The organism is Marinobacter xiaoshiensis (assembly GCF_031631795.1).
GTDB classification, from domain to species: domain Bacteria; phylum Pseudomonadota; class Gammaproteobacteria; order Pseudomonadales; family Oleiphilaceae; genus Marinobacter; species Marinobacter xiaoshiensis.
Genome location: NZ_JAVMBO010000017.1, coordinates 483779 through 496683 on the forward strand (window position 1 = coordinate 483779; position 12905 = coordinate 496683).

The window sequence follows — 12905 nt, forward strand, 5'->3', positions numbered from 1 at the left end:
CAGGGGTTTTCGGGTTTGCAATCACTTCGCAGATATTTTCTCAAGGAATGGTGCTTTTAACGGTTGAAACCTGAGCGCTGAACCCCATATCGGTTCGCAATAGCATTCTTCTGGCTCCGTGGGGTCAGAGCCTATGTTCAATTGGCCGCGTTCAAGCCGGCCGCCGAAGATCTGGCAGGAGTATTCATGAGCACCGAAGAAAACCGCAACGAGCAGTTGGATGAGTTGAATGAAGCCGCCAAGGCAGCAGCTGAGGATGCGCAGTCTGGCGAGCAGGTAGTAGAGCAGGAAGAGGTTTCCGAGCTGGACTCCCTGAAAGAGCAGCTTCAGGATTCGCAGGAGCAAATGTTGCGCTTGCATGCGGAAATGCAAAACGTGCGTCGCCGCGCCGAGATGGATGTTGAGAAGGCGCATAAGTTTGCCTTGGAAAAGTTTGTTAAAGAGTTGCTGCCTGTGGCAGACAGTCTTGAGAAGGCGGTTGAGAGCACAGAAGGGCAGGAAGGTGCTGGTGAGTTAGTGGCGTCTATCCGTCAGGGCGTGGAAATGACGCTCAGCTTGTTTGTTTCCAGTCTGAAAAAATTCAATGTGGAGCCGCTGAACCCTGTGGGCGAGCCGTTTGATCCCCAGCAGCACGAAGCCATGTCGATGGTGCCAGCACCCAATGCTGAGCCCAACAGCGTGGTAGCGGTAATCCAGAAGGGCTACCTGCTGAACGGGCGCGTAGTGCGTCCGGCAATGGTGATGGTGGCCAAGGCTCAGGATGCACCAAAAATTGATGAGCAGGCTTGAAAAGTCACTTAAAGCGCCAATATAGCCATTAAGCAAAACTAACCGGATTTATATTTTTCCGGGCAACCATTAAGTACCGCATTCAGAAGAACTGGAGTGATTAAATGAGCAGAATTATCGGTATTGACCTTGGAACAACGAACTCGTGTGTCGCCATTATGGATGGCGATAAAGTCCGGGTTATTGAAAACGCAGAGGGTGATCGCACCACTCCATCTATCATCGCTTACGCTGATGACAATGAAATTCTGGTGGGTCAGTCTGCCAAGCGTCAGGCGGTTACTAACCCGCAAAACACAATCTTCGCTATCAAGCGTTTGATTGGTCGTCGTTTTAAAGATGATGTTGTTCAGAAAGACATCAAGATGGTGCCTTACAAGATTGCCGAGGCAGATAACGGCGATGCGTGGGTAGAAGTAAAGGGCCAGAAAATGGCTCCTCCCCAGGTGTCTGCAGAAATCCTGAAGAAAATGAAGAAGACTGCAGAGGACTATCTGGGCGAGAAAGTAACCGAAGCGGTAATTACTGTTCCGGCCTACTTTAACGACAGTCAGCGTCAGGCTACTAAAGACGCGGGCCGGATTGCAGGTCTGGATGTGAAGCGCATCATTAACGAACCGACTGCTGCAGCCCTGGCTTATGGTCTGGACAAGAAAACTGGCGACCGCACAGTAGCAGTTTACGACTTGGGTGGTGGTACGTTTGACCTCTCCATCATCGAAATTGCAGATGTTGATGGCGAGCACCAGTTTGAAGTTCTGGCGACCAACGGTGACACCTTCCTGGGTGGTGAAGATTTCGATATGAAAATCATCGAATTCCTGGCCGACCAGTTCAAGAAAGACAGCGGCATTGATCTGCGCGGCGACTCACTGGCCATGCAGCGCCTGAAAGAAGCGGGTGAGAAGGCCAAGATTGAGCTTTCCAGCAGCCAGCAGACCGACGTTAACCTGCCGTACATCACTGCAGATGCTAGCGGTCCCAAGCACATGAACGTGAAGCTGACCCGTTCCAAGCTTGAATCTCTGGTAGAAGATCTCGTTGAGCGCAGTCTCGAGCCTTGTAAGGTTGCCCTGAAAGACTCAGGTTTGAGCGTTGGTGAGATCGACGAAGTTATCCTGGTTGGTGGTCAGACACGTATGCCGCTGGTTCAGGAAAAAGTTAAGGCATTCTTTGGCAAAGAAGCGCGTAAGGATGTGAACCCGGACGAAGCTGTTGCAATGGGTGCAGCGATTCAGGCGGCCGTACTGTCTGGCGATGTGAAAGACGTTCTGCTTCTGGACGTAACTCCGCTGACCTTGGGCATTGAGACCATGGGTGGCGTTGCTACACCAGTAATCGACAAGAACACCACGATCCCGACCAAGAAGTCGCAGACCTTCTCTACGGCAGAAGACAACCAGACAGCGGTTACCATTCACGTTGTTCAGGGTGAGCGCAAGCAGGCGACGCAGAACAAGTCCCTGGGACGTTTCGATCTGGCTGATATTCCACCTGCTTCACGTGGCGTGCCGCAGATCGAGGTTACTTTCGATATCGATGCCAACGGTATTCTGAACGTGTCTGCGAAAGATAAGGCTACCGGCAAAGAGCAGTCCATCGTTATCAAGGCCTCTTCTGGCTTGAACGATGACGAAATCGAAAAAATGGTGCAGGACGCCGAAGCGAATGCTGAGGAAGATCGCAAGTTTGAAGAGTTGGTTCAGGCTCGCAACCAGGGCGACGGCATGGTTCACGCCGTGCGCAAGACCCTGACTGACGCTGGAGACAAAGTCAGCGACAGCGAGAAAGAGTCTATTGAAGCGGCCATCAAGGACTTGGAAGAAGCACTGACCGGTTCTGATAAAGACGACATCGAAGCTAAAACGCAGAAGCTCACGGAGGTTTCTGGTGAGTTGGCTCAGAAGATGTACGCAGATCAGGATGGCCAGGCACAGCAGGCTGGTGGACAGGAAGAAGCTCAGTCAGCCGACGATGCAGTGGATGCCGAGTTCGAAGAAGTTAAAGGCGACGAAAAGAAGTAATTCGGACGTTTATCAGGTAGTTGGTTGGAAAACGCGGAGTTGATCCGCGTTTTCCGCGTTTAAAAAACAGGGTTTTGAAGCATGGCCAAGCGCGATTATTACGAAGTTCTCGGGGTTTCCCGGAGCGCGGACGAGAAAGAGATTAAGCGAGCTTACAGAAAGCTTGCGATGAAATACCATCCCGATCGCAACTCCGAAGACAAAGACGCCGAGAGCAAATTCAAAGAGGCCACTGAAGCCTACGAAGTGCTGGCAGACCAGACCAAGCGTGCGGCATACGACCAATATGGCCATGCCGGCGTAGATGGACAAGCCGGCGGTGGATTCGGCGGTGGTGGTAACTTCTCCGATATCTTCGGTGATGTGTTTGGTGACATCTTTGGTGGCGGTGGCAGAGGCGGCCGCAATACCCGTGGTTCGGATCTGCGTTACACCCTGGAACTGGATCTTGAAGAAGCGGTAAAAGGCAAAACCGTAAAAATAACCATTCCCGGACACAGGGAGTGCGATACCTGTGATGGCAGTGGTGCGGAAAAAGGCTCCCGTCCTGAAACCTGCGGTACTTGTAAGGGTATGGGGCAAGTGCGCATGCAGCAGGGTTTCTTTGCCGTGCAGCAGGCGTGTCCCACTTGCCGTGGTTCCGGTCAGATTATCAAGAACCCCTGTAAGTCCTGTCATGGACAGGGCAGGGTGCAGGAAGAGAAAACCCTCTCTGTTAAAGTGCCGCCCGGTGTTGATACTGGCGACCGTATAAGGCTCTCCGGTGAAGGCGAGATGGGCATAGATGGTGGTCCGCCAGGCGATCTGTATGTGCAGATGTCGGTTCGTGAGCACTCAATCTTTACCCGCGACGGGCGCAACCTGTACTGTGAAGTGCCGATCAGCATTATTGACGCCACGCTGGGTGGTGAGCTGGAAGTGCCAACGCTGGATGGTCGCGTGAAGCTGAAAATCCCGGCCGAGACCCAAACAGGTAAGTTGTTCCGGTTGCGCAACAAAGGCGTTAGCCCTGTGCGCGGTGGCCCATCAGGTGATCTCTTGTGCCGTGTGATTATCGAAACACCGGTTAACCTGACCAAACGCCAGAAAGAACTGCTTCAGGAGTTTCAGGTAACTCTCGACGGCAGCAACAACGGCACGAACCATGCCCCGAAGAAAACGTCCTGGTTTGAGGGTGTTAAGAGCTTCTTCGACGAAATGAAATTCTGATCAGCTTCACATAAGGAAAAGGCCATGAGGGTAGCAATCATCGGCGCCGCCGGGCGCATGGGTAAAGTGCTGATTGAGGCGGTTGACGGCACAGAGGGGCTCGAGTTGGGCGCGGCCATTGTCGAGCCAGGCAGCAGCCTTATCGGAGCCGATGCCGGCGAAATGAGCAGCATCGGCAAAACCGGCGTAAAGATGGCGGGCGCCCTGGCTGACGTGAAAGATGATTTCGACGTGCTTGTCGATTTCACCTTCCCGGACCTCACCCTGGAAAACGCCGAGTTCTGCGCAGCCAACGGCAAAATGCTGATTATCGGAACCACCGGCCTGACCGATGCCGAAAAGCAGCAGTTGGCCATGGCGGCAGAATCTACCCAGGTAGTATTTGCGCCCAATATGAGCGTTGGCGTTAACGTAGTGCTCAACCTCCTGCGCACCGCTGCAGCAACGCTGGGCGACGACTATGACGTCGAAATCATCGAAGCCCATCATCGCCATAAAAAAGACGCGCCCTCCGGCACAGCTCTGCGCATGGGCGAAGTGGTTGCTGATGCACTGGGCCGCGATCTCAAAGAGTGTGCAGTCTATGGCCGTGAAGGCTTCACTGGCGAGCGTACCCGCAAGGAAATCGGTTTCGAAACCATCCGCGCCGGTGACGTAGTGGGCGATCACACAGTCCTGTTCGCCACCGAAGGTGAGCGCATTGAAATTACTCACAAGGCAAGCAGCCGGATGACCTTCGCAAAAGGCGCCATGCGAGCAGCTCTGTGGCTGAAAGACAAGCCTGCTGGCTTGTACGACATGCAGGATGTTTTGAGCTTGAAGTGAGCATTCTTTCCGAGGAGTTCTGACGACTTGCTCTGAGGCAGGGGCTTGGGATCTTTGCTCCGGGAATGTCGTAGGCCAGGGATGGCCGGAGACAAGCGCACATGGATGTGCTCGTAGCGGTTCCCGGAGCAAAGATCCCAAGTGCCGGCCGGTGTTTCAGCCGTACTCTAAAGCAGGGCGATTTTACATGGACACAAAACCGCAAATTTCATACAATAAGGCGGTTTAACTGCACCAAGCGTAGGCTTCGAAAAGCCCAAGGGACCAAAAAGTCCCCGGATAACAATAAGCGGGACGGAGTTTTTACTCCCTCTCGCTTTTTTGCGACCTGAATTTGCGCTTGCGTTCCTGCACGTGACGAAACGAAACGCCACTCGATGAGGATACAAGCCTTGAGCACACCCGCAATCCTTGCACTCGCAGACGGAAGCCTGTTTTACGGCACCGCCATTGGCGCTGACGGCGAAACCAGCGGCGAAGTGGTGTTCAACACCGCGATGACCGGCTACCAGGAAATACTGACCGATCCGTCCTACGCCCGCCAACTCGTTACCCTGACATACCCGCACATCGGAAACACAGGCGTAAACGAAGAAGACGTAGAATCAGACCGTATACAGGCTGCCGGCCTGATTATCCGCGACCTGCCACTGGTTGCCAGCAACTGGCGCAGCACCGGATCGCTCGACGAATACCTGCGAAGCAACAACATTGTCGGAATAGCCGATATAGACACCCGACGCCTAACGCGCATCCTCCGCGACAAAGGCTCACAAAGCGGCGCCATTGTGGCTGGTGCTGACGCCACTGCCGAGCGCGCACTGGAACTCGCAAACGCGTTTCCCGGGCTCGAAGGTATGGATTTGGCAAAAGTGGTTAGCTGCGAAAAGCCGTACAAATGGACCCAGGGAGACTGGACGCTCGGTAAAGGATACGCAGAAGGCGGCGAGACCAAGTTTAAAGTAGTGGCCTGGGATTACGGAGTTAAGTTCAACATCTTGCGCATGCTTGCCTCCCGCGGCTGCGAAGTCACTGTTGTGCCTGCCCAAACCCCTGCTTCAGAAGTGCTGGCCATGAATCCGGATGGCATCTTCCTGTCTAACGGCCCGGGCGATCCAGAGCCCTGCGATTATGCAATCAAGGCAATCCAGGAAGTGCTCGAAACCGAAATTCCGGTGTTTGGCATCTGCTTGGGGCATCAGCTTCTTGCCATTGCCAGCGGTGCGAAAAGCATGAAGATGAAGCACGGCCACCACGGTGCTAACCACCCGGTTCAGAGGATACCCAACGGCACAGTCATGATTACCAGCCAAAACCACGGCTTTGCAGTGGATGAGGCATCCTTGCCTGCGGTGTTGGAAGTTACCCACAAGTCGCTGTTTGATGGCACCTTGCAGGGTGTTCGCCGTACCGACAAACCAGCATTCAGTTTTCAGGGGCACCCCGAAGCAAGCCCGGGTCCCGGTGATGTGGCGTCATTGTTTGATGAGTTTGTCCAGCTGATGGAAGCCAGAACGGCCTGAAGCCGATTCATGGCAAAAGTGCCACACCAGACACGCGCCGCGTTTATGCGCTGCAAGAATTTAAATGTTGCTGACAGGTTTACCAAGACATGCCAAAACGGACCGATATTAAAAGCATCCTGATTCTGGGCGCAGGCCCGATTGTAATCGGGCAGGCGTGCGAATTTGACTACTCCGGAGCCCAGGCCTGTAAAGCCCTGCGTGAGGAAGGCTACCGCGTCATCCTGGTTAACTCGAACCCGGCCACCATTATGACCGACCCGGTGATGGCGGATGCCACCTACATCGAGCCGATTACCTGGCAAACCGTTGCCAAAATTATAGAAAAAGAAAGACCTGATGCCGTACTGCCAACCATGGGCGGCCAAACGGCACTGAACTGCGCACTGGAATTGGAAAAGCACGGAGTGTTGGCCCAGTACGGTGTGGAAATGATTGGCGCCAACGCCGACACCATCGACAAAGCCGAAGATCGGAGCCGTTTCGACAAGGCGATGAAGGCAATTGGCCTTGAGTGTCCTCGTGCCTCCATTGCACACACTATGGAAGAGGCGTGGAAGGTCGCTGCAGACATCGGCTTCCCGTGCATCATTCGTCCCTCGTTCACCATGGGTGGCTCCGGCGGTGGTATTGCATACAACCGGGATGAGTTTGAGGAGATCTGTACCCGCGGGCTTGATCTCTCGCCCACCAACGAGCTGCTCATCGATGAGTCGCTGATTGGCTGGAAAGAGTATGAGATGGAAGTTGTGCGCGACAAGGCAGATAACTGCATAATCGTGTGCTCCATCGAGAACTTCGATGCCATGGGTGTCCACACGGGTGACTCCATCACCGTCGCACCAGCGCAGACGCTGACTGATAAAGAATATCAAATCATGCGGGACGCCTCCCTGGCTGTACTGCGTGAAATCGGCGTGGAAACCGGTGGTTCCAACGTGCAGTTTGGTATCCATCCGGACACCGGCCGCATGGTTGTGATTGAAATGAACCCAAGGGTTTCCAGGTCATCGGCGCTGGCCTCCAAAGCAACGGGTTTCCCGATTGCCAAGGTTGCTGCCAAATTGGCCGTTGGTTACACGCTGGACGAGCTGCGCAATGAAATTACCGGTGGTATAACACCGGCATCGTTCGAGCCCAGCATCGACTATGTCGTTACCAAAATCCCCCGGTTTACATTCGAAAAATTCCCCCAGGCCGACGCCCGCCTTACCACCCAGATGAAATCTGTGGGTGAGGTCATGGCCATCGGTCGCACCTTCCAGGAATCCCTGCAGAAAGCCCTTCGTGGGCTGGAGGTCGGCTCAGACGGATTTGATGAGCGGCTCGAAGAATTTACCTCGGAAACCTCTCGTGAAACCCTCACTCGCGAACTCAGTGTTCCCGGTGCCGAGCGTATTTGGTACATCGGTGATGCGTTCCGTGCCGGGCTAACCGTGGAAGATGTATTTGAGTACACCCATGTAGACCCTTGGTATCTGGTGCAGATCGAAGATCTGATTCGAGAAGAGCAGGCGCTGAAATCAGCCGGTAAGGCCGATATTGATCACGCCACCCTGTTCCGCCTGAAGCGTAAAGGCTTCTCGGATGCCCGTTTGGCCAAGTTGCTGGGCATTACGGACGTGAGCATGCGTAAGCTGCGGCACGATCTGAATATTCGCCCCGTATACAAACGTGTTGATAGTTGTGCAGCAGAGTTTGCCTCCGATACCGCTTACATGTACTCCACCTACGAGGAAGAGTGCGAAGCAGAGCCGACTGATCGCGAAAAAATCGTGGTTATTGGTGGTGGCCCTAACCGGATTGGTCAGGGCATCGAGTTCGATTACTGTTGTGTTCACGCGGCACTGGCCATGCGGGAAGATGGCTACGAAACCATCATGATCAACTGCAACCCGGAGACGGTATCCACCGATTACGATACCTCTGACCGCTTGTACTTTGAGTCAATTACTCTGGAAGACGTGCTGGAAATTATCCACATAGAAAAGCCCAAAGGCGTGATTGTCCAGTATGGCGGGCAGACACCCCTGAAACTGGCTCGTGGCCTGGAAGCCGCCGGAGTGCCCATTATTGGTACCAGCCCGGATGCGATAGACCGCGCGGAAGATCGTGAGCGGTTCCAGCAGATGATTCAGCGCCTTGGGCTCAAGCAGCCGGAAAACGCCACCGTGCGCAGTCTTGAAGAAGGAATTGTTGCAGCCAGTAAGATTGGCTATCCGCTGGTGGTTCGCCCCTCCTACGTGTTGGGTGGCCGGGCAATGGAGATTGTTTACGGCGAGGACGAGTTGGTGCGTTACATGCGCAGCGCCGTGCTGGTTTCCAACGACAGCCCGGTTTTGCTGGACCACTTCCTGAATGCAGCCATTGAAGTCGATATCGATGCCATCTGCGACGGTACCGATGTCGTTATTGGTGGAATCATGCAGCATATTGAGCAGGCGGGTATTCACTCCGGTGACTCTGCGTGCTCCTTACCGCCATACACGCTGCCGCCGGAAGTTCAGGATGCCATGCGTGATGCGGTCAGGAAGATGGCTCTCGAGCTTGAGGTTGTCGGGTTGATGAACGTTCAGTTGGCATGGCAGGATGACGAGATCTACGTGATCGAGGTCAACCCGCGTGCTTCAAGAACGGTGCCTTTCGTATCCAAGGCTATTGGAGTGTCTCTGGCCAAGGTTGCAGCGCGTGTTATGGCGGGCACCTCACTTGCCGAGCAGGGCTTCACCAAAGAAGTCGTGCCCAGCTACTATGCGGTAAAAGAGTCTGTATTCCCGTTCAACAAGTTCCCCTCGGTTGATCCGATCCTGGGGCCCGAAATGAAGTCCACGGGTGAGGTAATGGGGCTTGGTGATAGCTTTGACGAGGCCTTTGCCAAGGCGTCGCTGGCGATTGGCGAGCGTTTGCCGTCCAGCGGAACCGTATTTATGTCGGTTCGTGATGTAGATAAGGCAGGAGCAATTCAGGTTGCCCGTGATCTGGTGGCTATTGGCTTCGAACTTGTTGCTACCACTGGAACTGCGAAAGCGCTCCGTGCTGAGGGCATCGAAGTGGAGCGGGTTAACAAGGTTGGCGAAGGGCGCCCGCATATTGTGGACGCCATCAAGAATGGCCAGGTTCAGCTCATCATTAATACTACCGAAGGTCGCAAGGCTGTGTCTGATTCGGCGCAGATTCGCCAGTCAGCTCTGCAGACCAAAGTAGCTTATACAACAACACTGGCGGGCGGCGAAGCCTTCTGTCGGGCCATCAAATTTGGCCCGGAGCGTACAGTACGCCGCCTGCAAGACCTCCACGCAGGGAAGTAAGATTATGAGTGATAGAGTGCCTATGACCAAGGCGGGCGAAGCCCGCTTACGTGAGGAGCTCCAGCAGCTGAAATCCAAGGATCGGCCGCGGGTTATTGCGGCCATTTCGGATGCTCGCGAGCACGGTGATCTCAAGGAAAATGCTGAATACCATGCTGCCCGTGAGCAACAGAGTTTCATAGAGGGCCGTATTCAGGAAATCGAAGGCAAGCTTTCTGCGGCGCAGGTAATCGACGTAACGGAAATGGAAAATACCGGCAGGGTGATCTTCGGCACCACGGTCCATCTGTTGAATATGGATACTGACGAAGAGGTGGTTTACAAAATCGTCGGTGAAGATGAGGCGGATATCAAGGAAGGCAAATTATCGATCTCTTCGCCCATTGCGCGGGCACTGGTAGGCAAGAGCGAAGATGATGTTGTCGCCATCCGTGTGCCATCAGGTACTGTGGAGTACGAAATCGGAAAGGTTGAATACATCTGATTTTGCAGCGCTGGTAAATCCAGCCCACAAAGAAAAGCCGGCTGAGTGATATGCAGCCGGCTTTTTGTTTTATGAGTTACAGGAAAGTCAGTTCCTGAGGCGCAAGAGGTTAGACAGCTTCGGGTTTGGCTTCTTGGCTCTGCGCAGCAACACAGCAATCTTGCCAATGGTTTGCACTAGCTCAGCGCCACTGGCTTCGCACAGGGCAGTGATTGCTTCCTGGCGGGCTTCCCGATCCTGGCTCGCCACTTTGATCTTGATAAGCTCGTGGTCGTTCAGGGCGCGCTCCAGTTCTTCCTGGAGGTTTTCGGAGAGTCCCTTGTCGCCCACAATGATGACGGGTTTCAGGTTGTGGGCGATGGCCCGGTATTCCCGGCGCTGTTCCGCTGAAAGGCTCATGATGTATTCTCTTTATCGGTGCAATTAACAAAAGGTCAGCGGCATATTCGCTGGCAACGTCGTATAATCGGCGGATTGTAACAGACAACCTTGTATACAGATCACCCTGCAGGCGTTGTAATTTCCGAGATAAGGCCCACATACAAGGAACATGGGGATTTATCCGGCGTTCAGGAACGTCTTCAGGTTGATCCGCAGCTACGTTTTTCTGTGGCCGTTACGGATGGGCCGTTTCTGGTGGATAGACGTATAATTGGTGTAAGGTGTCAGTAAAGAGTAGTTCCTTCGATGGCCTGCTCTTCAATTCACAGGTGATGATCCTTGAACGATATGGCAAAAAATCTGGTTCTCTGGCTGATAATAGCCGCGGTACTGTTGATGGTGTTTCAGAACTTCTCTCCCACCACCACCGGTCAGCAAGTCAATTACTCCCAATTCGTTGAGATGGTCCAGCAGGGCCAGGTCAATAAAGTCACTATTGATGGTCTGGAAATTCAGGGCACCCGTGGCGATGGTTCCCAGTTTCAGACAATTCGCCCACAAGTGGCGGACAACAAGCTGATGGACGATCTGCTGGCGAACAAGGTGGAGGTGATCGGTAAAGAACCCGAGCGCCAGAGCCTGTGGACGCAGTTGTTGGTTGCAGCTTTCCCGATTCTGATCATTATTGCGCTGTTTGTGTTCTTCATGCGCCAGATGCAGGGCGGAGGTGGTGGCAAAGGCCCCATGTCGTTCGGCAAGAGTAAAGCGCGCCTGATGAGCGAAGATCAGATCAAAACCACGTTTGCCGATGTGGCCGGTGTGGATGAGGCCAAAGAAGATGTTAAAGAACTGGTGGATTTTCTTCGGGATCCCAGTAAGTTCCAGCGTCTTGGTGGCAGCATTCCCAAAGGCGTATTGATGGTGGGGCAGCCAGGTACAGGTAAAACCCTGCTGGCCAAGGCCATTGCCGGCGAAGCGAAGGTTCCGTTCTTCTCGATTTCCGGTTCGGACTTTGTTGAGATGTTCGTGGGTGTTGGTGCATCCCGTGTGCGGGACATGTTCGAACAGGCGAAGAAACAAAGCCCTTGCATCATCTTCATTGACGAAATTGATGCGGTCGGTCGTCACCGTGGCGCTGGCATGGGTGGTGGTCACGACGAGCGTGAGCAGACCCTTAACCAGTTGCTGGTTGAAATGGACGGCTTTGAAGGCAACGAAGGCGTTATCGTTATCGCTGCCACTAACCGCCCGGACGTTCTGGATCCGGCGCTGCTGCGCCCAGGTCGTTTCGATCGCCAGGTGGTTGTTGGTCTGCCCGACATCATTGGTCGTGAGCAAATTCTCAAGGTGCATATGAAAAAAGTGCCCCTGGATGAGAACGTTGAACCTGCGCTGATTGCTCGTGGTACTCCGGGCTTCTCCGGTGCTGATCTTGCAAACCTGGTTAACGAGGCAGCGCTCTTTGCAGCTCGCCGGAATATGCGCCTGGTATCCATGGAAGAATTTGAGCTCGCGAAAGATAAAATCATGATGGGCGCCGAGCGCAAGTCCATGGTGATGAGTGAAAAGGAAAAGCTGAATACTGCTTTCCACGAGGCGGGCCACGCGATTGTTGGCCGGTTGATGCCTGAGCATGATCCGGTTTACAAGGTGAGCATTATTCCTCGTGGTCGCGCTCTGGGTGTGACCATGTTCCTGCCCGAAGAGGACAGGTACAGCCACAGCAAGCGCTTCCTGATCAGCTCTATTTGTAGTTTGTTTGGCGGTCGTATTGCGGAAGAGTTGACGCTAGGCTTTGACGGCGTTACCACCGGTGCCTCGAATGATATTGAGCGTGCCACCAGTCTGGCGCGTAATATGGTCACTCGTTGGGGCTTGTCCGAAAAGCTCGGGCCATTGCAGTACGATACTGACAGCGAAGAGCCGTTCCTTGGTCGTTCGGCCGGCCAGGCGCAAACGGTATACTCTCCCGAAACGGCGCAGCGTATTGATGAGGAAGTCAGAAATATCATCGATTCGTGCTACGAGAAGGCGACAGAGATTCTGGTCGCTAACCGGGATAAGCTCGATGCTATGGCAGAAGCCTTGATGAAGTACGAGACCATTGATCGTCATCAGATCGATGACATTATGGAAGGTCGCACTCCGCGTCCGCCCAAAGGCTGGGATGATCGGGGTTCAGCAGGTGGTGCCAAAGCAGGCGGTTCCGACAGTGCTTCCGAATCCAGGCCGGCTGACGATGGCAAGCGGCCAGATGTAGGTCGTCCAGCGGGAGAGCATTAAGCTTCCTGGCTTCAAAGCGCTCAAGCTGATTGACGCCGCCCTGACTATGGGCGGCGTTTGTTTTTGCAAGTTGCTCTTC

General features: G+C 54.0%; 9 protein-coding genes. 8 read left to right on the plus strand and 1 reads right to left on the minus strand.

Going from position 1 to position 12905, the window contains the following annotated elements; translation table 11 throughout:
* The first annotated feature begins 186 nt into the window (after nt 1–186).
* The 7 genes from grpE to greA all read left to right on the plus strand — a co-directional run bounded on the left by grpE (nt 187) and on the right by greA (nt 10162).
* The gene (gene grpE, locus RKA07_RS14080; protein ID WP_200202986.1) at nt 187–789 is read left to right on the plus strand and encodes a nucleotide exchange factor GrpE; all 603 of its coding nucleotides are present in this window, start codon (nt 187–189) and stop codon (nt 787–789) included.
* 104 nt (nt 790–893) lie between these two features.
* Nucleotides 894–2813: a molecular chaperone DnaK gene (gene dnaK / locus RKA07_RS14085; protein WP_310966619.1), complete on the plus strand. Its 1920-nt coding sequence runs from the start codon at nt 894–896 to the stop codon at nt 2811–2813.
* An 81-nt stretch (nt 2814–2894) separates the two neighbouring features.
* Nucleotides 2895–4022 carry a molecular chaperone DnaJ gene (gene dnaJ / locus RKA07_RS14090; protein WP_200202975.1) on the plus strand — a complete coding sequence of 376 codons (1128 nt, stop codon included), beginning with the start codon at nt 2895–2897 and terminating at the stop codon, nt 4020–4022.
* Nucleotides 4023–4046: 24 nt separating this feature from the next.
* Entirely contained in the window at nt 4047–4847 is an 801-nt protein-coding gene (gene dapB, locus RKA07_RS14095) for a 4-hydroxy-tetrahydrodipicolinate reductase (RefSeq protein WP_310966620.1), read from the plus strand.
* Between the two features lie 392 nt (nt 4848–5239).
* A complete protein-coding gene (carA, locus tag RKA07_RS14100) occupies nt 5240–6370 on the plus strand; it encodes a glutamine-hydrolyzing carbamoyl-phosphate synthase small subunit (protein ID WP_227715306.1) in 1131 nt (376 codons plus the stop codon).
* Nucleotides 6371–6459: 89 nt separating this feature from the next.
* Entirely contained in the window at nt 6460–9678 is a 3219-nt protein-coding gene (gene carB, locus RKA07_RS14105; protein ID WP_200369675.1) for a carbamoyl-phosphate synthase large subunit, read from the plus strand.
* 4 nt (nt 9679–9682) lie between these two features.
* Entirely contained in the window at nt 9683–10162 is a 480-nt protein-coding gene (gene greA, locus RKA07_RS14110; protein ID WP_200202970.1) for a transcription elongation factor GreA, read from the plus strand.
* A gap of 87 nt (nt 10163–10249) precedes the next feature.
* Here the strand turns inward: greA and yhbY are convergent, their stop codons facing one another.
* The gene (gene yhbY, locus RKA07_RS14115) at nt 10250–10561 is read right to left on the minus strand and encodes a ribosome assembly RNA-binding protein YhbY (protein ID WP_200202969.1); all 312 of its coding nucleotides are present in this window, start codon (nt 10559–10561) and stop codon (nt 10250–10252) included.
* A gap of 321 nt (nt 10562–10882) precedes the next feature.
* Here yhbY and ftsH point away from each other — a divergent pair, with 321 nt between their 5' ends.
* On the plus strand, nt 10883–12826 hold the full coding sequence (gene ftsH, locus RKA07_RS14120; protein ID WP_265091919.1) for an ATP-dependent zinc metalloprotease FtsH: 1944 nt from the start codon (nt 10883–10885) through the stop codon (nt 12824–12826).
* The last annotated feature ends 79 nt before the right edge of the window (nt 12827–12905 follow it).

Excerpts from the sequence above, each read along its gene's own strand:
- grpE (WP_200202986.1), top strand. The coding sequence starts at position 187 with ATGAGCACCGAAGAAAACCGCAACGAGCAGTTGGATGAGTTGAATGAA.
- dnaK (WP_310966619.1), top strand. The coding sequence starts at position 894 with ATGAGCAGAATTATCGGTATTGACCTTGGAACAACGAACTCGTGTGTC.
- dnaJ (WP_200202975.1), top strand. The coding sequence starts at position 2,895 with ATGGCCAAGCGCGATTATTACGAAGTTCTCGGGGTTTCCCGGAGCGCG.
- dapB (WP_310966620.1), top strand. The coding sequence starts at position 4,047 with ATGAGGGTAGCAATCATCGGCGCCGCCGGGCGCATGGGTAAAGTGCTG.
- carB (WP_200369675.1), top strand. The coding sequence starts at position 6,460 with ATGCCAAAACGGACCGATATTAAAAGCATCCTGATTCTGGGCGCAGGC.
- greA (WP_200202970.1), top strand. The coding sequence starts at position 9,683 with ATGAGTGATAGAGTGCCTATGACCAAGGCGGGCGAAGCCCGCTTACGT.
- yhbY (WP_200202969.1), bottom strand. The coding sequence starts at position 10,561 with ATGAGCCTTTCAGCGGAACAGCGCCGGGAATACCGGGCCATCGCCCAC.